Origin of the sequence: Streptomyces sp. NPDC048182 (genome assembly GCF_043202555.1) — a bacterium.
Taxonomy (GTDB): domain Bacteria; phylum Actinomycetota; class Actinomycetes; order Streptomycetales; family Streptomycetaceae; genus Streptomyces.
In genome coordinates this window covers 70,513-92,962 of sequence record NZ_JBIDAQ010000003.1, presented here as the reverse complement: position 1 = coordinate 92,962, position 22,450 = coordinate 70,513, and the positions used below count along the sequence as shown (strand labels likewise).

The window sequence follows — 22,450 nt, the reverse complement described above, 5'->3', positions numbered from 1 at the left end:
CTGTCCGTGCTCTCGACCGGACATCCGAACCACGGGGAGTTCACTGTGAAGCGCCGTCCTCTGCCCGCCGCCCTGGCACTCGCCGCGGTGACGGCTCTTGTGCTGACGGCATGTAGCAGCGAAGCCGAGAACTCGGACGACAACGACAAGATCGCCGGCGCCGATTCGGCCGGGCCCACCGCCACCGCTTCCTCCGGCCGGACGGCCGCGGCCGTCGCGCGACCCACCATGACGCTGCCGGACGACGTCAAGGAGGTCTTCTCGGGCTGGCGGACCGGTGACGCCGCAAAGGACGCCGTCCTGACGGATGCCGGCCATGCACAGACCGCGGTGACGTACGCCGTCGCGCAGGGCGATCCCAAGTCGCCGGCCCTCGCGTTCTATCAGTCCGGCACGGCTCTCGCAGGGAGCCAGGACTGGGTGAAGGGCATCGTGGACGCCGACCTCACGTACTCCGGAACGGTCAGCTACTTCGCCCCGGACGTCAGCGTGTTCGACAAGGGCACCGCGGGCGTCGCGTACTGCGCAGACGAGAGCAAGGCCTACAACAAGAACCGGAAGACGCAGAAGGTCGACCGGACACCCCCGTCCGAACAGTCCTACGTGCTGTACAGCACGCGTCTGGAGAAGAGCAGCGACGGAGTCTGGCAGACGACGAAGCTGGCTTCGGAACGGGGCAGCAAGAAGTGCGCGCGCTGACAGCGGCCCGGCGGGGCCGCCCCCGCCGATGGCTCGCAGCGTGCATGACCATCGGCCTCATCGCCGGGACTCCCGGCACCGCTCTCGCCGCGTGGGGACGCCTGACGGCTCGAACGGCGAGAAGACCGAGGTCGGCGGCGAGAGCGGCGGCGGCGCCGACGATTCCATCGGAGAGCCGTACGCGAAGGGCAGGGCCGAGCAGACTCCGCCCTGCGGCGTGAGGTACCTCCGCTCCTCGGGCGGCGGCACCTACGGCCTCCAGTCCACGGTGACCTGGAAGATCACCTGGACCGGCACGGGCAACCCGAATCCGCAGCCCGTGGACCGATCCACCCAGTTCGGCGAGGCAGGCCGGAAGTCGTCGCTTCCTCCTCCCCCGGACTGTTCGCTCTGGTGAACCGAGATCACCGTCGATATCGTCAGAACGCTTGACTCGACTCTCGTCTCACGGGGAACACCCTTTGAAGCGCCGCACTTTGCCAGTTGCTGCCGTGTCCGCCGCAGCAGTGATCCTGGCCCTGTCCGCCTGCGGGAGCGGAGGCGACGCATCCGCCGACAACGACAAGGTCCCCGGCGCCTACCAGCGCACGCCGACGCCCACGAAGCCGACGGAGTCCTCCGGCACACCGGCCACGGACAACCCGGACGGCGTGGACGTGTCCCTGCCCAAGGACATGAACCTGGTCTTCGACTGGAAGACGCCGAAGGACAAGAACGAGGCCGCGGCCATGGACGACGCCGCGAACTTCTTCCGGGCCATCTACCGGGGCGTCGCCAAACGCACCACCAAGGACGCCGCCGTCACCGCCTACTCCACCGGTGAAGGCTTGCACTACGCGGACACGCAGATCCAAAGCCGGATCGACGGCGGTTGGACAGCGACCGGCACGAGACGCCACCACCAGGCCACCACTCGGTCCGCGCCGAACGGCAACTCCGTGGAGGTCAGCCTCTGCGTGGAGGTCAGCCTCTGCGTGGACTCCAGCAAGTTCTACGGGAGAAAGGCCAAGACCGGAAAGCTGCTGAAGAGCACTCCCAGTATTGCGGACTATGACCACTTTAAGATCATTATGGTCAAGCACCCCACTGGGAAGGGCCTGTGGCAGGCATCCAAGGTGTTCGTCGAGGAGAAAGCGGCGAAGTGCCGCTGAACGGCGCAGAAGGTGGACCGCATGCAGTTCGTACTCGGGGCGTATCGGCAGCAGAAGGTTCACGGACGCACGGGCATCGTGGGCGAATTCGGCGAGGTGACTTACACGGTTGAGCGCCGGAAAGGAGCGGTTCGGAGGTCGGGGCCTCACTACGAGGTGCGTCTGCACGGCGAGCGAGTGCCCGAGGTCTTGTACAGGACGATCGGCCCCGGTCGCGCCACCCTGACGAACGCCCGCCTCTCTGTCGACGGCGAACCCGTCAGCATGATGTTCAACAGCAGAGCCTTCCGAAGCTCCTCGCGCGCCCTGCACCTGCAGTACGCCGAGCGGACCTACGAGTACGTGGTCAGGGGGTTCGAGAGAGGATCCGTGCTCAGCCGCCCGGGTGTCCAGGTCGTGATCACCCACGGCAAGAGCCCCTACGGCAAAGGCATGAGCGCCTTCGGTACCGCCACTGGTGACGCCGACGGCATCGACCTGGCACTCGCCATTGTCTTCGAGGGCGTCGACACGCAGGAGTTGACGCCCTCAGGAGCCGTCTCGGACGCCCTGAACAGGCTTCTCCTCTCCTCCAACGAGACGCCCGTGGACTGACCCGATCAGGTCACCGAACCAGGCCGGAAACCACCGTTCCTCCCTGCCTCAGACTGTTCGCCCTGGCGACACCGAGAACACCATCGATATCTTCAGTGCACTCGACACACCTCTCACTACCTGGGAGCCCACCTTGAAACGCCGCTCCATGCCTGTCGCAGCCGCATTCGCCGCCGCCGCGACCCTGTTCCTGACGGCTTGCGGGGGTGGGGGCGACGAGGCCGGCGACAAGAACGACAAGATCGCCGGCGCTGACCAGGGCACGCCGACGCCTACGAAGTCGGCGGAGCCCTCTGGCACACCGGCCGCGAACAACCCGGACGGCGTGGACGTGTCCGTGCCGAAGGACATGAACCTGGTCTTCGACTGGAAGAAGCCGCAGAACAAGAACGAGGCGGCGGCCATGGACGACGCCGCGAACTTCTTCCGGGCCATCTACCGGGGCGTCGACAAACGCACCACCAAGGACGCCGCTGTCGCCGCCTACTCCACCGGTGAAGGGTTGCACTACGCCACGACACAGATCCAAAGCCGGATCGACGGCGGCTGGACGGCGACCGGCACGAGACGCCACTACCAGGCCACCACGCGGTCCGCGCCGAACGGAAACTCCGTAGAGGTCAGCTTCTGCGTGGACACCAGCAAGTTCTACTCGAAGGAGATCAAGAGCGGAAAGGTCCTGAAGAGCACTCCCAGCAAAGCGGATTACGAACGCTTCGAACTCATCATGGTCAAGTACCCCACAAGCAAGGACCTTTGGCAGGCGTCCAAAGTGTTCCTGGAGTCGAAGGCCGAGCAGTGCCAGTGAACTCAACACTACGCAGGGCACTCAGCGTCAGCATGGCCACCCTGACTCTGGGTTGCGGCCTCATCGCCCTGACGGAGCCAGCGCACTCGACGGAGGAGCCCGGGGACCGCCAGGGTGTCGGCACCAAACAAACCGGCGGCGCCGACAAGACCGGCATCTACGCCGGCGCCCACATCCAGTACACTGGCTCCGTAGCCCCCCAGGGCCGCCCCGGCAACGTGACGTCCTCCGACGTCAACTGGACTCCCCCGCCCTGCTGGTACGCCCCCTACCTCGGCGCCAAGGACTTCAAGGCGGAGATGTCGAAGAACCTGGACGACGCCGCGAACACCCCGGGCATGACCGGCCACGCCGGCGCGGCGATCAACGAGACGCAGCGCCACTACGAGGACGAGTACGGCTGGACGGACACCCCCGGCTACAAGGACTACAACGTCGACAAGGACGGCGAGGGCATGTTCTGGGCCAGCGTCGAGAACCCCGACGAGCCCGACGTCCTCAAGCGCAGCTCCTGCACCGACCTCCCCTTCTGGGTCCCCAACGGCGAGGCCCCGCCGCCCCGGTACGAGCAGGCCATCAGCCCCGAGATCCTCGCCGGCCTCGCCTACCAGCACATGCAGCTTCCCGACACCGAGGTCACCCTCGCCCCGCAGCAGGCCACCAAGGTCAACCTGCCGACCTGGGCCTGGCTCGACAAAACCGTCTTCGACGAGGTCGAGGCCACGGCGTCCATCAACGCCCCCGGTCTCGCCCTCTCCGCGACGACCACCGCAAAGCCGACGTCATTGAAGCTGGAGCCGGGCACACCGGACGCGCAGACCCACCCGGCCTCCGGCGCCTGCACCATCAACGCCGACGACTCCATCGGCGAGCCGTACGCCAAGGGCAAGGCCGACCAGACCCCACCCTGCGGCATCACCTACCTCCGCTCCTCCGGCGCCGGCACCTACCCCCTCCGGGCCACGATCACCTGGGACATCGCCTGGACCGGCACCGGCGGCGCGGGCGGCGACCTGCCCGACGGCACGTTCGGCACCACCCAGGCCGTCACCGTGCAGGAAATCCAGTCCGTCAACCGCTGAGCCGGGTGTCGGCGACGACGGAACAGGCCGTCCGGCTGACGCGCACGAGCGCGTAGCGGAGCCCGAGGAGGCGGACATCGCATTCGGAAGGAACAAGACGCCGGAGCCCCCGGTCGTACCGGTCGGCTGGGCGGAGGTCCAGACGTTCGTCATCTCCTCCGTGGAACGCCCGGCGACCGTCAAACGCAAGCGCCCCGCCTTCGGACAGCGCGCGGTCCGGGTGGCGCCCCGAAGGACATGCGCGTCATGGCACCCTGCGCCTACGTGGGAACCGCCGACACCCATCCCCCCGGCCTGCCGTCCCTCCCCGGGCACACGCTGTACGAGGACGCCGCCCTCCGCCACCCGCTGTGCCACGTGCTGCCTCCCGTCGAAGCCGACGGGGAGCGGCACCACGTGGTGCGCGACGCGCAGGGGCAGACCCTCGGGACTCTCGTCCGGGTCCCGCCGCGACACCGCCTCCTCAGGCACACCTGGCGCCTTGAGCAACCAGGCCGTCCGGACATCGTGGGCCGCAACGAATGGGTCAGCGGAGACGCCACGGAGATCGCCGGCCGCGCCATCGGATCACTGCTCGGCGGCGTCCTCACCGCGATCGGCGACCTGGGGGCGGAGGGCGGCGACCAGCCCGCCCAGCCGCGTGCGCTCGAGTGGCGGGCCGAGAACAAAGTGGTGATGACGTCGGAGGGCAGCAAGCAGGTCACCGTACGAGCGGGCCGGCTGGACCGCCGGCTCGCGTTCGCGCTCGTGGGCGATCGCTGAGGCCGGCGACCAGCGACCGGAGAAGTGGAGTCAGCGCAGTGTTCGGCAGAGACAGGCGCGTCGACGAACCCCCCGTGCCCGTCGTCCCGTGGGCCGACGCGTGGGAGTTCGCCGTCAGCGACGTGGAACTCCCCGTCACCCACCGCCGCCGGCGAGCCGTGCCCGGCGCCCGCGCCGTCAGGGTCCCGTACGGCGCGGGCGCCCGGCGCGTCAACGCACCGTGCGCCTTCCTCCCCCGGGACCTCCCACCCAAGGCCCCGGCCAAATGCCTCTACGAGGACCCGGAGGGACAACGGCTCCTGTGCTCGGTGAGCGACCCGAGCAGCAGCGGCGGCGTACGGCAGTACGGCGTGCTCGACGCTCAGGGCCGACCGCTCGGCACGATCCACCGCCTCGCCGCCCTCAAGCACGCGCTGCGCCCGACCTGGCGGCTCGAACAACCGGGCCGACCGGAGATCAGGAGCAGCGCGGAATGGGCCGAGGACGGGCCCTCGCCGATCGTCACCCACGGCATCGGCAAGCTCCTCAGCGGCGTCGCCCAGACCGCCGCCGACCTGGGCGCGGAGGGCGGCGACCAACCGGCCAGATCCCGGACGCTGGAGTGGAGATCGGGAGAGGAACTCGTGATGACCTCCAGCGGCGACGGTAGGTTCCTCATCAGGGCCGCATGGCTCGACCGTCGGCTCGCCTTCGCCTATGCGCTGCTGCGCGCACATCCGGCGCCATCGAGCCGCTCCGACAAGGCTTTCCGCCGCTGAGGAGTCCATCATCGTCGCGCTCTTCCTCTACTGGGGCGGAAACGTCCAGTACTGGGAGTCGACGAAGTCACAGACGCTGTATTACGGAGCCTGTGGCGCCGCGCTAGTCCTTATCGCCCTGCTCTACGCGATCACCCTGACGCGGCACTGGGGCAACCGGCCCCGCCAGAAGGTGCGTGCCCGAGCCGCGGCTTACCGGCACATCGCGCACACCGCCGCCAAGCACGGAGCCGACCTGCCGGAGTTCTACCCGCACTACGGCCCGTACCCGTTCGCCGCCACCTTCCATGCCGATGCCGAAGAACTCGACGTGTCCGGGACAAGCACGCGGTGAACACCGAGAGCCTCTGTCGGCTCGCCCGCCGAGCGGTGGATACAGTGAGCCCTCGAACAGAGCGCGAGCGGTTCACCCGCCGGTCAAGGCCCCTCCCCGGCCCCCAACAAACGGAGTTCTCGTGAGTGACCTGAGCCTCGACGACACCGTGTTCGCCCACCTCCGCAAGACGTTCTCCACCATCAGCGACCGCATGGAGGACACGCGCCGCAGTCTGCGCGGTACGGACGCGTCCGTGGTGGGCGAGAGCAAGCTGATCGAGGACGTCCAGGACTTCGCCGACGACTGGGGCTACGGCATCAAGCAGCTCGGCAAGCACACGCACGGTGCGGTCAAGATGATCGACACCATCGGCGACACGTTCGACAAGCTGGACCAGGATCTGGCCGAGTCACTCAAGACGGCCAAGAAGAAGGGCAAGTAGACGTGGCCGGTACCCGACCCGCCTTCCCCCACATAGGTTGGGACCCGACGCCGGGGGACGTACAGGACACCAGAGAACTCGCGAAGAAGCTGGGGAGCCTGGCGAGCGAGCTGGGTACGGCCGTCACGGAACTCGAGCGCATCGAGTGCGGTGCCTGGAAGGGCAAGACCGCGGTCGCCTTCTCCGAGTACATCGGCCAGGACGTCGCGCCGCTCATTCGCAAGAGCCACGATTCCTTCGACAAGGCCGCACGCGCTCTCCACCGCTGGGCCGGTGATCTGGAGGGTTTCCAGGAAGAGGCGAACCGGCTGGAGAAGACAGCCGGCGAGAAACTGGACGCCCGCGAAGAGGCGAAGGGCAAGGCGGGGAGCAAGGGCAGCAAGGACCTCGCGGAGACGTCCAGCGCCGTCGACGGCGTCATCCAGAAAGTGCACGACCTGGAGGAACGGTATCGGGAGGCCGCCCGCAAGGTCAGCAAGGAGCTGGACAAGGCCGCGGACATCGCCCCCGACGAGCCCGGCTTCTGGGACAAGCTCGGCAAAGGCATAGCGGACGCCTGGGACGCCACCGGCGACTGGCTCAAGGAGCACGCCGACCTGATCAAGGCGATCGGCGATGTGCTGAGTGACGTCACCGCGGTCCTGGGCATGCTGGCCATCGCCACCCTGCCCTTCCCTCCACTGGCCGCCATTTTCGGCACTGCGGCACTGATCGGCAGCGGGTTGGCCCTGGCGGCACACGGTATCGCCAAGGGCGCGGGAGCCGACGTGGGCTGGATGACGCTCGGCACGGACGCCCTGGGGCTGGTGCCCGGAATCGGCATGTTCGGCAAGGGTGTGAAGGTGACCGGCGAGACCGCTGAGGCGGCAAGCAGGGCGGCAACGGCCAAAGCAGGCCTACTGGGTAAGGGCTTTCAAGCCACTGAACTGGGTAGTTCACGCGTCCTCTTGTCCTTCGGCAAGACTTCGCGGGGCCTGACCGGCGGGCTCGGAAAGGCCGGATTGGTGAAAATCGGGGGCATATCCGAGCACACTTACGAAGTCACACACTCCTCAAGCGGCCTGATGTCTCGCATGGGAGGGTTGGTGAGCGCCGGATATCACGATGGCCAGTGGTTGGGCACCAAGGGCATCAATCTGCTCCCGAAGGGGGGTGTGGATCCGATCAGTGGACTCGGAAGGGCCATTGACGGCGGCTTGAAGATCACCCCGAAGGTCGCCACACACTTGGGCCAGGCGTTTTCCAGCGACTGACCAAGGAAACGGGACTGTCGACGCGAAGGGCATGGGAAGATGAACATCTGGCAGCCGGATGACGAAGAATTGCTGCTTGCGCGCGCCCCCGTGGTCTTCGCCACCGGTGCGGCGGCACCGGTCAAGGGAATGCGGTGGTTCCGCGACAACGAACGCAACGAAATTCAGCACGAGTTGCAGGAGCTGTCCGGCTGGCCCGCGGGGCCCCGATTCGAGCACCGTTCCCACAGTGAAGCGGCCTTGAACAAGACACTTCATGGAACGGTGAAAGTCGCATTCGTGGCGTTCATGGCCGCACTGGGCGCCGCTGGAGGCAACGTGAGCGGCGGTTCGGGCCCCTACGGCGGGGAAAGCTCCGACATCCCGGATCATCCGGCCAACGAAGTCGATGACTTTCCGGTCCTGTGGGCCGCACCCGAGGCGCTCGCCCGGACCCTGCCGTGGCAGTTGGACCCTTCCCGAACAGACACCAAGCACAGTTCCACTCATTTGATTGTCACCGACCGCAGACTCGTCATCGTGCAACTACCGTTGCACAAGAAAGACATGGAGCTGATCGAGGACGAAGTTCTCTGGCAGTGTCCACGCACGGCCGTCAGAGACGTTGCCCGAAAGAACTTCAAGGACGGCAAGGACTTCACCGTCGCCTTCTCGGATGGATCTTGGTGCAGGCTCTATAGCCAGGGGAGAGCAAGGCTTCTCCGGTATCTGGATCCCGATTTGACCCTGGTCGCGGAGACCGCACTCAGCCCCGAGCAGAGAGCGACCGTGTCCTCCTTCGCGTCCGAGGTCCCGTCTCCCGCAACCATCCATCCCGTCGTAGTTCGCCATAAGTGCGGCCACTACAAGGTCGAAATCCTCCTTCCGGAGAGACTGACTTCTGTATTCGGGGCTTCTGAACGCAGTTTGGTCATGGACACCCACGGCGAACAGGTTGCGCCCGAGGAGTTGCACACCGAAGACTGGTGATTGCCATTCCGAACGGGTGGAAGGTCGTCATCACCGACTACCTGCACCGACTACCTGGCCGACGACTTCTGAGATGGCTTCCGTGATTGATCCGAACCCGCCGGCCGTGGCTCCCGGACTACCGGGCGAACCCGCGCCCCTGTGGTTCCTCATACCCGAGGGCTTCTTCGCCCTGCCTCTGGCCGCATCGCCCCAGGAACGGGCTCACCGAGCGGACGCCTTCGTGCGTGAGCTCTACTCCAGGGGCAGCGAGGACATATGGCGCCCCGCTGCTCCGTATTACGCGGCCATCGCCGAGCTGCTCGCCGACACGGGGATCTCTTACGCGGCGATGGGGCTGTTCTCCACCTCGGACGAGGATTTCACCGAGCAAGGGGAGGTGGCGCGGCACGCGCTCTCGGAGGGGGCCGCTCAGTGCGTCCTCACGCTTGCGGCCGTGCCCACGGGCCAGCCCCACGGCGAGACGGACGTGGTGGCCCAGGGCATTGCCGCCGCCCTGCGCACCGACTCTCTCAACGATGTCCGATGGCTCGACCTGCCGTGCGGGCCAGCCGTGGCGTGCATCAGCTGGCGCCAGTTCCCCATCAGGCCCGAGGCAACCGCGGACGGCAGCGAAACGGAGGTCGTGACCGCGCAACTCCAGGTGCACGTCCCGTTCCCGACCGCTCCGTTCACCGCTGTCTTCACGATGCTCACGGCCTACGTGGATCACTGGCAGCAGTTCTGCGAGATGACGGAGGCCATACTGCAGACCCTGTCCTTCACCGATCCTGCCGGGACCGAGGATTCGCCCTGAGGCGTCGGCGGGGCCGGGGCGACCGGCGCTTGGGCAGATCCCCAAGGCAGCGGGACCGTGATCAGAGAAGCCCCGTGACAGCACGGCCGCGAGTCCACGGTTCTCACCACGACGGTCATACGGAGCAGTCATGGCAACGGAAGGCACGGGCAAGTCGGCGGTGTGGGCGAAGGCCCTCGCCGCGTTCATTCTCTTTGTCCTGCTGCCCCTGGTAATCGGGTTCGTGATCGCCTTCCAGGGATCTGGCGCATTTCCATGGTGAACGAGGCCGCCGCATCGGCAGACCGCCTCCTCAGAAGTCGACCGTCACCGTCCGCACGGCAGCGTCGGCGGCCTGCTCCATCTCGGCCGCGACTCCGGGAACCGTCCAGGACATCAGAAGCATGACAGCAACCTCGGCGCCCACCGGAAGGATCCCGTAGGTGATCGTCTCCAACAGGACGCCAGGAACTTCCGGAGCGGTCGACGCGGCGTCCGCAGCGGCAAAGTCCTGTCGGATGCGAACTGCCGGGCCGACAGGCAGGTGGATGTGCTCGATGCGCGGCGGTCCGAAATCTTGCGCGGAAAACGTCGAAGCCAGCCAGTCCAAAGTGATTTCGGGAACCGTTTCGTCGGGATGAATAAAGTCCAGTTCCATCACAGCCAGGGAGCTGTCGAAGCCATCGGGGTAGAGAGCAAAGGCGTAGAACGGATCGCGGCTTCGGCTGTCTTTCGCGCGGTCCCGCAGATCTTCGCGCAGCGCCTGCCCATCCAATTCGTAACCAGAGGCTTTGCTCCGCTCACACAGGTCGACTGCCGTTCTCTTCACCCAGCTCTTCAGGTCATCCCCTGGATCCACCGGGAGCGGTACCCAGTCCGTCGGACAGACAATGCCGCAGGCTCGGATGTCACTCATGCGTTGCTTTCTGCCCTATCCATCCAAGTGAACGAAGTGGCGATCGCATCGAAAAGCGCGACCATCGCGTCAGCGATCTGCACGAGTGGAGTCGAGAAGGTCAACATCAGACACGACGAGGTCCCCGGCACGTGAAGCTGGTACGCGAGTGTGACGGACGGCAATGCCTGATCTGCGTCTCCCGGCATGCCCTGGGGCGCGGGTCGAGTTGGTTGCCCAGTCAGGGTCTGAACGCGTACAGCCGGCCCGGCGTCCAGTTCCACCACTGACACGGAGGTGTTCTGGTCCACCGGTATGTCCGCGGCCAGGTCGTGAACGCTCGGGGGGCCCTTGTCCCCAGGAAAGGGGAGCAGGGTGATGAGTAGGGACGCAGGGATAGTCAGCCCTCCTGCGCGCTGCAAGCTGAGGTACAGCTCGATACCGCCTTCGCGGTAAGCAGCGGCTGCCTGGGCCAGCAGATCGTCGCGCAGTCTTCGTTTCAGGTGTGGGACATTGTCGTTGCCTTCGAACTCGCGGTTGATCAGGGCATCGACTGACCGCTCACGCTTCGCCGGTTCGATGCGGACACGAAACCACCCGTTCGGAAGGAGCAGCCGGTAGTCGGAGGGCGGTTCTGTCTCACCGTGTGCCGACAAGGTCAAGATGTCTCCCGAGAGTTCGACGCGTCGAGGCCTGGGCGCCTGAAGCCCCCATCGCCCACCTTGAACTTATCGGCATGGAGGCGACTGACAAGTACGTCGCCCACGAGAGGGCCCCACACTGCGACGATGGTGAGTGCGGACAGCAGGCCCGCCGTGAACGCTTCGGCGCCGGATGCCAGGACGCCCGGCAACAGGAGAGCGGCGAAGAGTGGGACGAGAGCGAGTTCGCCGCCGGCCACGGCCGACCGGTTGCCGCCGGACGCTGCGCGGACGTCCCCGGCTTCCATGGGTGCCATGGCGCGTACGTCCGCTGACAGGAGGTGGCCCTGCCACCAAGAGTCGGCGCCAGAGCGCAGACTCTCGTCCACGACCTCGGCGTTCAGTGCCTCGACCAGTTGGTTCCAGCGGTACGGACCTTCCGATCCGGCGAACCAGTACCGGTGGGGCAGGAGGGCTCGCGCCCGGCCCCCTCGATCACGGAGTTCGATACCCAGCACCCGTCCGGTGCGCGGATCATGGAGACGTGCCAACTGGCCGACCCCGTGGGTACCGGACAGTGCCAGACCGCGCACCCGCCCCGCCGCGTCGGTCAGGACGACCTCGTCGCGCATTACCCGAATCGCCGTCGTCCGGAGGAATCTGCGCGTCGTCCGTGCGTCTGGCGCCGGGCAGGGGGAGATCACCGCGGCACCGGGGATCCGGCTGTCCTCACGACGGTGATAGGCCGCCTGAACGCGCAACAGCAGGTCGGACGCCGGGAGCAAGAGGAGCGCTCCCGACGCAACCACCATGGCCGCATCGGAGTCGAGGAAGAAGACGGCCACAAGAGCGGCCAACCACACGAGCATCCCCAGCCCGCGGGCGCGGCTGTGCCAGCCAGGAACGTCGGACTGGACTACCCGGGCTGGTCGGCCCTCGGGCGGCCTCCTCCGCCCTTCCCGCGTGGCATCGCGTCCGGGCGGCCTTCCTAGCGGCAGACCGAGAGCTTTGACCAAGTCGTCGAGCCCTGTCCGGCCCAGACACTCGGCAGGAGACAGTTCGACAACTCCCAGGGAAGCCGATTCGGGAAGCCATTCGGCAAGAGGCACCCGCAAGACGTCCGCCCCGTCCGCCCCCCAGAAGGTCAACACACCCCATCTGTCCGCGGGTCGATTCCGCACGATGTCCCACAAGTCACCCTGTGGTGGCTGAAACTGGGCTCCACGGATACCACTGCCACCGACCCGGAAACGGCGCGGTGCGGCGCGGTGATCGCGCACGACCAGGTCCGGTCCATCGACGTACATCCGGGCTCGGTGGACAACGTGAGCACGGCGCGGGTACATGCCTCGCGGCAATACGATGACCGCCGCGTTTCTGTCCAGCGGCCCGCACTCTTCCCGCCCGTCGGTACTCATGCGTCCCGCTCCACTCCATTTCTCCTTCTCAACCGTTGCTCGTCGTCGTGGCATCCTTGATGCCGGTCGCTGACCAGACTCCGTCGCCAAGACCCGGAATGCCTGCGACATCACCGATCCTGCCGGTGATGTCTCCCTTGTCGAGTGCGTCGGTGGACGAGGCAATGGCGGTCGAACCCGCCCAGATCCGGGTCTGGGTCCGGTAGACGTCCATCGTGCCCTGGACCACGCTGTCGGCCTTGAGTGACTCGGACATCCGACCGAGGCTCTTCTCCAGGTCGGCGATACCGGTGTCGCCCAGCCGCGGCCGCACCCCCGACCAACTGTCGGCCTGCCCGAGCCTCTGCAAGTTACTGGGACGCAAGTCCTTCAAAGCCTTGACGCTGTCTTTGGACTCCTGGTAGATCAGGCGCGGGTTGAAGGCGTCGGAAACTCGCTGCAAACCGGGGAACCAGCCTTTGGGTGCCTTGGTGACGGCTTCCGCTCCGGCTCTGCCGCGGGGAGCACCGCCGCTGAGCGCGTTCGCCTTCCTCCACGCCTTATTGACCGCTCTGTTGTACGCCGCCGTACCGGGCTTCGCCTTGATGCCCTGTCGGAGAGTTCTGGCCGCGGTCGATCGGCCGACACTCTGAGCAGCCTGCGTGGCACCCTTGGCGCCGGCCAAGGCTCCACGGCCCACACCCAAGGTGGCCAGTCCCACGACGTCCAGCGCCACGTCGAACCAGCTACCCTCTCCGGCCAGAGCGAGCAGTGTATGTCCCACCAGGGAGACCAGGGTGGCGGCAAGCGCGATGGTGCCCAGTACGCCGGCTAGCGCTTGACCGACAATGGGAATCCATCCGACCATCAGGGAGAGGGTTCCGCAGATCGTCGCCACCCAGCCCGCGTAGTCCAGGACGGTCTTCATCCAGCCCGCGTTATCGTGCACCCAATCCTTGAACTTGTCCCAGGTGCCGTCTTTCAGCCCATCGTGATCGATGGCATGCCTGATGGCCTCACGGGCCCTCTTGGCCGCCGCGTCACGGACGTCCTTGGCGTTCTCCAAGTCACGCTTCGCCCGTTCCAACGCCGTGTTCGCGGCTTCCTGCCGCTTCTCCAGCTTCTTTCGGGCAGGATCGTCCCCGGACGTACCCTTGGGTAGTTTGTCGATGCCGGTACTACTTGTTTTGTGCTCGTCCTGCGCGTCCTGGGCCTCTCGCAGAGCCTTGTCCGCCATCGTCTGGGCTCGGTGGAGTTCGGAAGCGTAATCTTTTGCCCCCTCGACCACCTTCTCCCCGAGCGCGTCCGAGGCCGTGTCGTAGCGCCGCAACGCCTTTCGGAGCTTGCCCTCGGCTTCGCCCGCCTCCTTGCGAAATTCCGCGGCCGTCTTGCTCTTCCACTCGTCCACGGAGGCCAGCGCCTTGATCTCGTCGGCCTGCTTCTGAATGGCCTTGGCAGTCTTACGGAGGTCCCGACCGAGCTTGGCAACCTCCTCGGCTTCTCCGGGGACCGGATCGGCCGACTCGCCGATCGCCGACCACTCATCGGCGCGTGGACGTGTCACTTCGAACCTCCCGTGTGCCCAACTACTGGTTGTCGGTACGGCGCAGGGCTTCGGCGAGCTGATGGTCGATGTCTTCGTACGTCTTCGTGACGGTGGACAGCAACTGCGCCAGCTTCTCCAATTCGTCCGTCAGCCGTTCACGATGGATTCTCCAGTTGCTGCCGAAGTCGTCGAAGACATCGACCAACCCCTTGTCACCCAGAGTGTTCACGTCCAGCCCTTCGGCCGGATTGGCGTTGCCTTCGAACTCACGGTGAATCTTGGACATCGCCTTGGCGCTCTCCTTGATTCTTCCGATATCGGCAGTCTGGTCCGACATGCTTCCCCTGGCAGAGAGTGGGACGAGGTGAGCCGAAGGACGACGTGTCGCCGCCCTTCGGCTGAACCGCGGTCAGGCTGCGTTCACTTGCTCCGTGCCGCCTTCGCCAGCTCGTCGTCGATCTGCTCGAACTTGTCCGCCGCCATGGTCAGGTAGTCGCCCATGCCGTCGAGGCCGTCGAGGGCGTCCTTCGTGCCGCGGACGAACTCGTCGAAGTTCTCGTCGAAGGCCTTGGAGGAGCTCTTCGTGACGTAGCCCGACTCGACCAGGTTGGCGATGTACTTGCGCAGGCCGTCGAGCTTCTCCTGGAGCTTCTCCTTCTCCTTCACGACGTGCTTCGCCGCATCACGCATGTCCTGATATGTGATGTCAAGGTCCTTGGCCATGAAGCCGCTTCCTCTCACGACGCCGCAGGGCCAGCCCCCGTGGCTCCTTGTTTGCGTATTGAACGACCATGTGATCGTCGCCCGTTCTCGCGGCAGCAGCTTACGGGTGTGACTCCAGGTGCCGCAGCCCCCGCCGAGGCCCCCCGGGCCGACCCGGCACGGTCTGTGGACGCACGGTGCGGGTGCCGTGCCCGACGCGTGCGGGACGTTGCTGGCGGGAAGCCGCCCTCAGCCCCGTTGCCCCGCCCCCGCACCCAGCGGATATCGTCGGGCGGGACCGCGGGGGCATCGGGAGGACCAGCGTGCGTTTGACTCTGACCGTCGTCGACCCGTTCGGCGGCGGCACCGCCGACGTCGTGCTGGACGCCGACCCCGAGTCCACCGTGGGGGACATAGCCGCCGAGCTGGCCAAACAGGTCGGGGTCTCGGGGGCCCAGGTCATTCCCATCGGGCATCAGCGGCAGGGGGCGTACGGGAGCGGGGGCGGGGGCGGGAGCGCGCCGCTCGTCTACGTCGACGGGTACGCCGTCGATCCGTCCGCCACCGTCGTCGGGTCGCCGCTGCGCGAGGGCGCGGTGGTGAGCCTCCAGGATCCCGCCGGCTGCCTGCCCGGCGAGCCGACCGGGCTGGTCGAGCTGCGCGTGGTCGGCGGGCCCGGCGCCGGGTTCGTGCACCGGCTCGGCGTCGGGCGGTACGACGTCGGCAGCGGGCCCGCGGCCTACGTCCGCGTCGACGACCCCGAGTTGGACGCCCGCGCCCTCACCCTCTCCGTCGCCTCCGACGGCACCTGCAAGTTCGCCGTGCACGGGGACAAGGCGGGTGTGACGCTCGACGGCGCGGACCTCGCCGGCCGGGAGGGGGACGGCTGGCCGCTCGGCGCGCAGGTCGGGATGGGCAACTCCCTGCTGGAGCTGGCCCGTTACACCCCGCCCGACGCCGCGCTGAAGTGGTCCGAGGACGGCGTCGGGCTCGACTACAACCGGCCGCCGCGACTGCGCCCGGCGGACCGGCAGACCACCTTCCGGCTGCCGTCGCCGCCGCGTGACTACGAGGCCCGTCCGCTGCCCTGGCTGATGGCGCTGACCCCGCTGGTCGGCGCCGTCGTCTCCGTGCTGATCTTCCAGCGCTGGTACTACCTGATCATGGCGGGGCTGAGTCCCCTGCTGCTCTTCGCCAACTACTTCAACGACAAGAAGCACGGACGCAAGTCGCACGCCAAGCAGGTCAAGGAGTACGAGGAGCAGAAGGCCCGGATCGAGAAGGACGCCCAGGACGCGCTGGTCGCCGAGCGCGACGACCGGCGGCGCGCCGTGCCCGACCCGGCGGCCGTGCTGTCCGTGGGGACGGGGCCGCGGACCCGGCTGTGGGAGCGGCGGCGGACGGACCGCGACCATCTGCTGCTGCGGTTCGGGACCGGGCGGCTGCCCTCCGAGGTGGTGCTCGACGACCCCGAGAAGGACGACCACCGGCGGCAGGTGACGTGGGAGATCGCGGACGCGCCCGTGGCCCTGTCGTTGCGGTCGCTCGGGGTGATCGGTGTCGCCGGGCCCGACGACTCGGCGCGGGCGCTGGGGCGGTGGGCCGTCGCGCAGAGCGCCGCGCTGCACAGCCCGATGGACGTGCAGTTCTACCTGCTCAGCGAGAACTCCGCCCAGGCCGACTGGGACTGGGCCCGCTGGCTGCCGCACGCCCGGCCGGCCGGCGGCCAGGACGTCAACGTGCTCATCGGCACCGACGCCGAGACCGTCGGCGCCCGCGTCGGCGAGCTGACGCAGATCCTCGACGCCCGCAAGAAGGCCGCCGAGCAGAACCGGGGCGGCGGGCCGAGCGCGACCTTCAGCGACCCGGACATCGTCGTGGTGTGGGACGGCTCGCGGCGGCTGCGCTCGCTGCCCGGTGTGGTGCGGCTGCTGCGCGAGGGGCCCGCAGTGTCCATCTTCGCGCTCTGCCTCGACGCCGAGGAGCGGTTCCTGCCCGGCGAGTGCCAGGCGTTCGTCGTCGCCGAGCCCAGGGCCGACGGGCGGGCCCGGGAAGCGGCGGCCGAGGCGCCCCGGCAGGCCGTCGGCGGGTTCCCGTCGTTCCACGCCTGGCACGCCGGTGCCCCGGCCGAGGGCGAGCGGCGTCCCCGGGCCGAGAAGCTGCGGCTGCGGGTCGAGGAGGCGGGCGCGGAGCGGATCGCCGACGTACGGCCGGACTTCGTCACCCCGGCCTGGTGCCTGCGGCTGGCCCGGGCGCTGTCGGCGCTGCGGGACATCAGCGGCGAGAGCGAGGACTCCGCGCTGCCCGGCGCCAGCCGGCTGCTCGACGTGCTCCAGCTGGAGCCGCCGACGGCCGACGCGGTCGGCGCGCACTGGCGGATGGGCGGCCAGTCGACGCTGGCCGTCATCGGCGAGTCCTACGACGGCCCCTTCGGCATCGACATGCGCAAGGACGGCCCGCACGGACTCATCGCCGGCACCACCGGTTCCGGCAAGTCCGAGCTGCTGCAGACCATCGTCGCCGCGCTGGCCGTCGCCAACACCCCCGAGAACATGACGTTCGTGCTGGTCGACTACAAGGGCGGCTCGGCGTTCAAGGACTGCGTGAAGCTGCCGCACACCGTCGGCATGGTCACCGACCTCGACGCGCACCTCGTGGAGCGGGCCCTGGAGTCGCTGGGCGCCGAGCTGAAGCGGCGCGAGCACATCCTCGCCGCCGCCGACGCCAAGGACATCGAGGACTACCAGGACCTGGTGCGCCGCGACCCCTCGCACCCGCCGGTGCCCCGACTGCTCATCGTCATCGACGAGTTCGCCTCCATGGTGCGCGACCTGCCGGACTTCGTGACCGGCCTGGTCAACATCGCCCAGCGCGGCCGGTCCCTCGGCATCCACCTGCTGCTCGCCACCCAGCGGCCCAGCGGCGTCGTCTCCCCCGAGATCCGCGCCAACACCAACCTGCGCATCGCGCTGCGCGTGACGGACGCCAGTGAGTCGAGCGACGTCATCGACTCGCCCGAGGCCGGCCAGATCGCCAAGAGCACCCCGGGCCGCGCCTACGCCCGCCTCGGCCACGCCTCCCTCGTCCCCTTCCAGTCGGGGCGGGTCGGCGGCCGGCGTCCCGGCGCCGCCGACCCCGCCGCCCTCGCGCCCTGGGTCGGCGCGCTCGGCTGGGAGGACCTGGGCCGGGCGGCGCTCGCCAAGCCCCGCTCCGAGGCCCGCGAGGACGACGAGATCACCGACCTCAAGGTGCTGGTCGACGCCGTCCGCGACGCCAACCGGGCGCTCGGCATCCCCGCCCAGCACAGCCCCTGGCTGCCGGCGCTCGCCGACACGCTGCTCCTGGACGAGATCGAGGTCCCGGCGCGTCCCGCGACCGCCCCGGGCGTGCTGCCGCCCGCCCCGTACGGCGTCGAGGACCTCCCCGCCGACCAGGCCCGCCGCCCCGTCGTCGTCGACTTCGCGACCTTCGGGCACCTGATGATCGGCGGCGCCCCGCGCAGCGGCCGCTCCCAGGTGCTGCGCACCATCGCCGGCTCGCTGGCCCGTACGCACTCCACCGCCGACGTCCACCTGTACGGCATCGACTGCGGCAACGGCGCGCTCAACGCGCTGACCCGGCTGCCGCACTGCGGCGCGGTGGTGGGGCGCAACCAGACCGAGCGGGTGGTCCGCCTGGTCGGCCGGCTCAAGGGTGAACTCTCGCGGCGCCAGGACCTGTTGGCCGACAAGGGGTTCGCGGACATCGGCGAGCAGCGGGCCGCCGCCGTCGCCGAGGACGAGCGGCTGCCGCACATCGTGGTGCTCCTGGACCGCTGGGAGGGCTGGGTGCCCACCCTCGGCGAGGTCGACCACGGCTCGCTCACCGACGAGTTGCAGACGATGATGCGCGAGGGCGCCAGCGTCGGCGTCCATCTCGTCCTCACCGGCGACCGGACCCTGCTGGTCGGCCGGGTCGCGACCCTCACCGAGGACAAGTACGGCCTGCGGCTCGCCGACCGCAGCGACTTCTCCTCGCTCGGCATCCCGACCCGCAAGGTCCCCGAGGAGATCCCGCCGGGCCGCGCCTTCCGCAACGAGTCCGGTACGGAGACGCAGTTCGCGCTGCTCGCCGAGGACACCACCGGGCAGGGCCAGGCCGCCGCGCTCACCGCCATCGGCGAGGCCGCGACGGCCCGGGACGCGGGGGTGCCCCGCGCGCGGCGCCCGTTCCGCGTCGACAGCCTGCCCAGCCGGGTGTCCTTCACCGAGGCGTGGGAGATGCGCGACCCGGAGACCTCCGGCTCCCCGCTGTGGGCGCTGGCCGGCATCGGCGGCGACGAGATCGTCGGCTTCGGCCCCGACCTGGCCCAGGGCGTACCGGCGTTCGTGATCGCCGGGCCGGCGAAGTCCGGCCGCTCGACGGTGCTGATGAACATGGCGCAGTCCTTCCTCGCCCGGGGCACCCGGCTGGTCGTGGCCGCCCCCCGGCAGTCGCCGCTGCGCGGGCTCGACGGCGCGGAGGGCGTGCTGAAGGTGTTCACCGGCGACGACGTCGACGAGGACGAGTTCGAGGAGCTGATCGACCGGGCCTCGCCGGAGGAGCCCGTCGCGGTGCTGGTGGACGACGGCGAGATCCTGGAGGACTGCGACGCCGAGGGGCAGTTGAAGAAGCTCGTCTCGCGGGGCGCCGAACGCGGTCTCGCCCTCGTCATCGCCGGCGACGAGGAGGACGTGTGCAGCGGCTTCTCCGGCTGGCAGGTGGACGCCAAGAAGGCCCGCCGCGGCATCCTGCTCTCCCCGCAGGAGTCCTCCAGCGGCGACCTGATCGGCCTGCGGATCTCGCGCGGGATGGTCGGCGGCCCGGTCGCGCCGGGCAAGGGCCTGCTGCACCTCGGGGACGGGGAGCTGCGCACGGTCGTCGTCCCGGGCTGAGCGCCGCCGGCCACCCCCGCCGGCCGGCCACCCCACCACCGCCCCGCCGGCTACCCCACCCGCGACAGCCGCGCCTTCGGCCGGCCCGAGTCCTCGCTGTCGGAGTCGTACTGGAGGTCGTCGCCGACCGGGGTGAGGCGGACCGTGTGCCGGTCCGTGGTGCAGACGCTCCGGTTGCCCGGCACGCCGGCCGCCTCCGTCACGACCTGCTGGTCGGTGATCCGGCGGACGGTGAGGACGTCGTCGCAGGTGCCGCCGAAGATGTCCGTGTGGCGCAGGGTGCCCAGGCGCTGGCCCACCGCCGCCTTGCCGACGGTCAGGCGGAAGGTGCCCAGGGGGAGGTTGCCCTCGACGGCGGTGGCCTGGCCCTCCCAGGTGCCGAGGTAGCGGGCGGGGAGGGTGGTCGGGGCGGTGGCCGACGGGGCCCGGTCGCCGGCCGCGTCACCCTGGTCGCCGTGCCCGGGGAGCAGGTCCAGGACGAACACCGTGCCCACCGTCACCGCCGCCAGCGCCCCGGCCACCGCCAGGGCGACCGTGCAGCTGAGCCGGCGGCCACGGCGGCCACCGTCCGCCGGGGCGGAGGTGGCCGCGAGGGAGACGGAGAGCCTGCCCGGGGTCGGGGCGCGGTTCGGCTGCGTGGGCGTCGGCATCACCGGTGCCGGACCGAACACGCCGACCGAGTCGGTCGGGCTGCCCGAGCCGGTCGTCGACCACGCCGCGCCCACCGACGGCCGGCTGAACGCCACCGGGCCGGAGGCCGCCGCCTCCCCCTCCAGGTTCAGCAGCCGCACCGCCCCCCGGCTGACCCGCTCCACCAGCGCCCCCGGCAGCCAGCCGCCCGCGACCAGCCGGGCCGCGCCGGACGGCGCCAGGCGGGCGGCCAGCTCGGCGGGGGTCGGGCGGCGGGCCGGGTCCTTGGCCAGGCAGGCGGCGACCAGGTCGTGCAGGGCGGCGGGCACCGCGTCGAGCCGCGGCTCCTCGTGGACGACCTTGTAGAGCAGGGCCGCCGAGGAGTCGCCGGGGAAGGGCGGGGTGCCGGTCGCCGCGTAGGCCAGGACCGCGCCCAGGGAGAAGACGTCGGCCGCTCCCGTGACGCCCTTGCCGAGGATCTGCTCCGGCGCCATGTAGCCGGGCGAGCCGATGGAGACGCCGGTCGAGGTCAGGGACGCGGTGCCGTCGGTGGCGCGGGCGATGCCGAAGTCGATGAGGAGGGGGCCGTCCAGGGTCAGGAGGACGTTCGAGGGCTTGACGTCCCGGTGGACCAGGCCCAGCGCGTGCACCGCCGCCAGCGCCTCGCCGAGGCCCGCGCCCAGCGTCCGTACGGTGTGCTCGGGGAGGGAACCGCCGCCCTCCGTGACGGCCGCCGTCAGGGACGGGCCCGCCGCGTAGGCCGTGGCCACCCAGGGCACGCGGGCATCGGGGTCGGCGTCCAGGACGGGGGCGGTCCAGGCACCGCCCACCCTGCGCGCCGCGGCCACCTCGCGGCGGAAGCGGGCGCGGAACTCCTCGTCCAGGGCGAAGTGCGGGTGCACGATCTTCACGGCGACCGTGCGGCCCCCGGCGTTGCGTCCCAGGTAGACGCGGCCCATGCCGCCGGAGCCCAGTCGGCCCAGCAGGCGGTAGGGGCCCACGGCGGTGGGCTCGTCGGCGTCGAGCGGGCGCACAGCGTCCACGGTCCACCCCTCCGGGTGCGCGCCTCCCCCGTGCGCGGACACCCACCAGCAGGGTAATCCGACCGCCCCTCCGAAGAGGCCCCGCGCCGTCAGGGCGCCAGCAGCTCCACCTTCACGTCCGCCGGGAATCCCGTCGTCGGGCCGACCCGGCGCGCGAACTCCGCCACCGCGGCGAGCTGCGGCGCGCCGAAGCGGAAGTCGAGGGTGGTGAAGTACCGCTCCAGCGTCTGCTCGTCGAACGCCTCCCAGCGCGCCGCCTGCTCGGCGACCTTGCCGACCTCCGCCATGGACAGGTCGCGGGAGGCGAGGAACGCCTCGTGGACCTTGCGGGTGATGACGGGCTCGCGCGCCAGGTAGTCGCGGCGGGCCGCCCAGACGGCGAAGACGAAGGGCAGGCCCGTCCACTCCTTCCACATCGCGCCCAGGTCGTGCACGTCCAGGCCGTAGCGCGGGCCGTCGAGCATGTTGGCGCGCAGCGCGGCGTCGCCGATCAGGACGGCCGCGTCGGCCTCCTGCATCATCAGGCTCAGGTCGGGCGGGCAGGTGTAGTAGTCGGGCCGGACGCCGTACCGCTCGGCGAGGAGCAGCTGGGCCAGGCGGACCGAGGTGCGGGAGGTCGAGCCGAGGGCGACGCGGGCGCCGTCCAGGCGGTCCAGGGGGACCTGGGAGACGATCACGCAGGACATCACGGGGCCGTCGCAGCCGACCGCGATGTCGGGGAGGGCCACGAGTTCGTCGGCGTGGCGGAGGAATTCGACCAGGGTGACCGGGGCGACGTCGAGGTCGCCCCGGATCAGGCGCTCGCTGAGCTTCTCAGGGGTGTCCTTCGTCAGCTCGAAGTCGAGCAGCGTGCCCGTTCTCGCGAGCCCCCAGTAGAGGGGCAGGCAGTTCAGGAACTGGATGTGGCCGACGCGCGGCCGGGTGCGAGGAATGTCCACATCGCGAGGCTAGCCCTCCCCCGGTGTCCGCCGGACGCCGGGGGCGTTCCCTCGTCCGGGTGGAATGATCTTGGGACCTGTTGCGCGAGGGCGCCCCCGTGCTAAGCTCACGGCAAGTTGCAGTTTGGTTTCCTTG

At 69.3% G+C, this 22,450-nt stretch carries 22 protein-coding genes and 1 pseudogene; 15 read left to right on the top strand and 8 right to left on the bottom strand.

Translation table 11 applies throughout. The annotated features are described in order from the left end of the window. Positions 1 to 6: 6 nt before the first annotated feature. The 14 genes and pseudogenes from ACGFZL_RS06410 (at position 7) to ACGFZL_RS06345 (ending at position 9,892) form a co-directional block, all read left to right on the top strand. Positions 7 to 699, top strand: a complete 693-nt coding sequence (locus ACGFZL_RS06410) for a hypothetical protein (protein WP_393689794.1) — start codon at positions 7 to 9, stop codon at positions 697 to 699. A 154-nt stretch (positions 700 to 853) separates the two neighbouring features. Further along, positions 854 to 1,096, top strand: a pseudogene (locus tag ACGFZL_RS06405) (hypothetical protein); the annotation flags it as partial. Between the two features lie 64 nt (positions 1,097 to 1,160). Further along, positions 1,161 to 1,850 carry a hypothetical protein gene (locus tag ACGFZL_RS06400; protein ID WP_393689792.1) on the top strand — a complete coding sequence of 230 codons (690 nt, stop codon included), beginning with the start codon at positions 1,161 to 1,163 and terminating at the stop codon, positions 1,848 to 1,850. A 21-nt stretch (positions 1,851 to 1,871) separates the two neighbouring features. Then, positions 1,872 to 2,444 (top strand): hypothetical protein, encoded by a 573-nt coding sequence (locus tag ACGFZL_RS06395; RefSeq protein WP_393689790.1) that lies wholly within the window; start codon positions 1,872 to 1,874, stop codon positions 2,442 to 2,444. Positions 2,445 to 2,592: 148 nt separating this feature from the next. Further along, positions 2,593 to 3,252 carry a hypothetical protein gene (locus ACGFZL_RS06390; RefSeq protein WP_393689788.1) on the top strand — a complete coding sequence of 220 codons (660 nt, stop codon included), beginning with the start codon at positions 2,593 to 2,595 and terminating at the stop codon, positions 3,250 to 3,252. A 32-nt stretch (positions 3,253 to 3,284) separates the two neighbouring features. Continuing rightward, on the top strand, positions 3,285 to 4,334 hold the full coding sequence (locus ACGFZL_RS06385) for a hypothetical protein (protein ID WP_393689786.1): 1,050 nt from the start codon (positions 3,285 to 3,287) through the stop codon (positions 4,332 to 4,334). A gap of 246 nt (positions 4,335 to 4,580) precedes the next feature. Next, on the top strand, positions 4,581 to 5,096 hold the full coding sequence (locus ACGFZL_RS06380) for a hypothetical protein (protein WP_393689784.1): 516 nt from the start codon (positions 4,581 to 4,583) through the stop codon (positions 5,094 to 5,096). Between the two features lie 74 nt (positions 5,097 to 5,170). Then, positions 5,171 to 5,854: a hypothetical protein gene (locus ACGFZL_RS06375; protein WP_393689782.1), complete on the top strand. Its 684-nt coding sequence runs from the start codon at positions 5,171 to 5,173 to the stop codon at positions 5,852 to 5,854. Next, positions 5,793 to 6,188 carry a hypothetical protein gene (locus ACGFZL_RS06370; protein WP_393689780.1) on the top strand — a complete coding sequence of 132 codons (396 nt, stop codon included), beginning with the start codon at positions 5,793 to 5,795 and terminating at the stop codon, positions 6,186 to 6,188. Before ACGFZL_RS06375 ends, ACGFZL_RS06370 begins: the two co-directional genes overlap by 62 nt. Positions 6,189 to 6,309: 121 nt before the next feature. Next, positions 6,310 to 6,612 (top strand): hypothetical protein, encoded by a 303-nt coding sequence (locus ACGFZL_RS06365; protein ID WP_393689778.1) that lies wholly within the window; start codon positions 6,310 to 6,312, stop codon positions 6,610 to 6,612. Positions 6,613 to 6,614: 2 nt separating this feature from the next. Beyond that, entirely contained in the window at positions 6,615 to 7,865 is a 1,251-nt protein-coding gene (locus ACGFZL_RS06360; protein ID WP_393689776.1) for an enoyl-CoA hydratase/isomerase family protein, read from the top strand. A 39-nt stretch (positions 7,866 to 7,904) separates the two neighbouring features. After that, on the top strand, positions 7,905 to 8,834 hold the full coding sequence (locus ACGFZL_RS06355; protein ID WP_393689774.1) for a hypothetical protein: 930 nt from the start codon (positions 7,905 to 7,907) through the stop codon (positions 8,832 to 8,834). A gap of 73 nt (positions 8,835 to 8,907) precedes the next feature. Next, positions 8,908 to 9,630, top strand: coding sequence for a hypothetical protein (locus ACGFZL_RS06350; RefSeq protein ID WP_393689772.1), 723 nt, complete (start codon positions 8,908 to 8,910; stop codon positions 9,628 to 9,630). Between the two features lie 130 nt (positions 9,631 to 9,760). Next, entirely contained in the window at positions 9,761 to 9,892 is a 132-nt protein-coding gene (locus ACGFZL_RS06345) for a hypothetical protein (RefSeq protein WP_393689770.1), read from the top strand. 30 nt (positions 9,893 to 9,922) lie between these two features. On the opposite strand, the gene ACGFZL_RS06340 is transcribed toward ACGFZL_RS06345, so the two are convergent. From ACGFZL_RS06340 to ACGFZL_RS06315, 6 genes are all read right to left on the bottom strand, one after another. Continuing rightward, positions 9,923 to 10,525, bottom strand: coding sequence for a hypothetical protein (locus ACGFZL_RS06340; RefSeq protein WP_393689768.1), 603 nt, complete (start codon positions 10,523 to 10,525; stop codon positions 9,923 to 9,925). Next, on the bottom strand, positions 10,522 to 11,166 hold the full coding sequence (locus ACGFZL_RS06335; RefSeq protein WP_393689766.1) for a hypothetical protein: 645 nt from the start codon (positions 11,164 to 11,166) through the stop codon (positions 10,522 to 10,524). The genes ACGFZL_RS06340 and ACGFZL_RS06335 overlap by 4 nt, the downstream gene beginning before the upstream one ends. Further along, a complete protein-coding gene (locus ACGFZL_RS06330; protein WP_393689764.1) occupies positions 11,163 to 12,002 on the bottom strand; it encodes a hypothetical protein in 840 nt (279 codons plus the stop codon). The genes ACGFZL_RS06335 and ACGFZL_RS06330 overlap by 4 nt, the downstream gene beginning before the upstream one ends. A gap of 589 nt (positions 12,003 to 12,591) precedes the next feature. Beyond that, entirely contained in the window at positions 12,592 to 14,106 is a 1,515-nt protein-coding gene (locus ACGFZL_RS06325; RefSeq protein ID WP_393689762.1) for a putative T7SS-secreted protein, read from the bottom strand. Positions 14,107 to 14,128: 22 nt separating this feature from the next. After that, positions 14,129 to 14,425, bottom strand: a complete 297-nt coding sequence (locus tag ACGFZL_RS06320; RefSeq protein WP_393689760.1) for a hypothetical protein — start codon at positions 14,423 to 14,425, stop codon at positions 14,129 to 14,131. Between the two features lie 83 nt (positions 14,426 to 14,508). Further along, positions 14,509 to 14,811, bottom strand: coding sequence for a WXG100 family type VII secretion target (locus ACGFZL_RS06315; RefSeq protein WP_393689758.1), 303 nt, complete (start codon positions 14,809 to 14,811; stop codon positions 14,509 to 14,511). A gap of 302 nt (positions 14,812 to 15,113) precedes the next feature. Between ACGFZL_RS06315 and ACGFZL_RS06310 the strand changes: the two genes are divergently transcribed. After that, complete coding sequence (locus ACGFZL_RS06310; RefSeq protein WP_393689756.1) at positions 15,114 to 19,703, top strand: FtsK/SpoIIIE domain-containing protein; 4,590 nt, start codon at positions 15,114 to 15,116, stop codon at positions 19,701 to 19,703. 50 nt (positions 19,704 to 19,753) lie between these two features. Here the strand turns inward: ACGFZL_RS06310 and ACGFZL_RS06305 are convergent, their stop codons facing one another. Further along, positions 19,754 to 21,367, bottom strand: a complete 1,614-nt coding sequence (locus ACGFZL_RS06305) for a protein kinase domain-containing protein (RefSeq protein WP_393690182.1) — start codon at positions 21,365 to 21,367, stop codon at positions 19,754 to 19,756. A gap of 98 nt (positions 21,368 to 21,465) precedes the next feature. Further along, entirely contained in the window at positions 21,466 to 22,314 is an 849-nt protein-coding gene (locus ACGFZL_RS06300; protein ID WP_393689754.1) for a menaquinone biosynthetic enzyme MqnA/MqnD family protein, read from the bottom strand. Positions 22,315 to 22,450 lie beyond the last annotated feature (136 nt).

Excerpts from the sequence above, each read along its gene's own strand:
- ACGFZL_RS06350 (WP_393689772.1), top strand. The coding sequence starts at position 8,908 with ATGGCTTCCGTGATTGATCCGAACCCGCCGGCCGTGGCTCCCGGACTA.
- ACGFZL_RS06390 (WP_393689788.1), top strand. The coding sequence starts at position 2,593 with ATGCCTGTCGCAGCCGCATTCGCCGCCGCCGCGACCCTGTTCCTGACG.
- ACGFZL_RS06370 (WP_393689780.1), top strand. The coding sequence starts at position 5,793 with ATGCGCTGCTGCGCGCACATCCGGCGCCATCGAGCCGCTCCGACAAGG.
- ACGFZL_RS06345 (WP_393689770.1), top strand. The coding sequence starts at position 9,761 with ATGGCAACGGAAGGCACGGGCAAGTCGGCGGTGTGGGCGAAGGCCCTC.
- ACGFZL_RS06395 (WP_393689790.1), top strand. The coding sequence starts at position 1,872 with ATGCAGTTCGTACTCGGGGCGTATCGGCAGCAGAAGGTTCACGGACGC.
- ACGFZL_RS06355 (WP_393689774.1), top strand. The coding sequence starts at position 7,905 with ATGAACATCTGGCAGCCGGATGACGAAGAATTGCTGCTTGCGCGCGCC.
- ACGFZL_RS06340 (WP_393689768.1), bottom strand. The coding sequence starts at position 10,525 with ATGAGTGACATCCGAGCCTGCGGCATTGTCTGTCCGACGGACTGGGTA.
- ACGFZL_RS06380 (WP_393689784.1), top strand. The coding sequence starts at position 4,581 with ATGGCACCCTGCGCCTACGTGGGAACCGCCGACACCCATCCCCCCGGC.
- ACGFZL_RS06320 (WP_393689760.1), bottom strand. The coding sequence starts at position 14,425 with ATGTCGGACCAGACTGCCGATATCGGAAGAATCAAGGAGAGCGCCAAG.
- ACGFZL_RS06385 (WP_393689786.1), top strand. The coding sequence starts at position 3,285 with ATGGCCACCCTGACTCTGGGTTGCGGCCTCATCGCCCTGACGGAGCCA.
- ACGFZL_RS06315 (WP_393689758.1), bottom strand. The coding sequence starts at position 14,811 with ATGGCCAAGGACCTTGACATCACATATCAGGACATGCGTGATGCGGCG.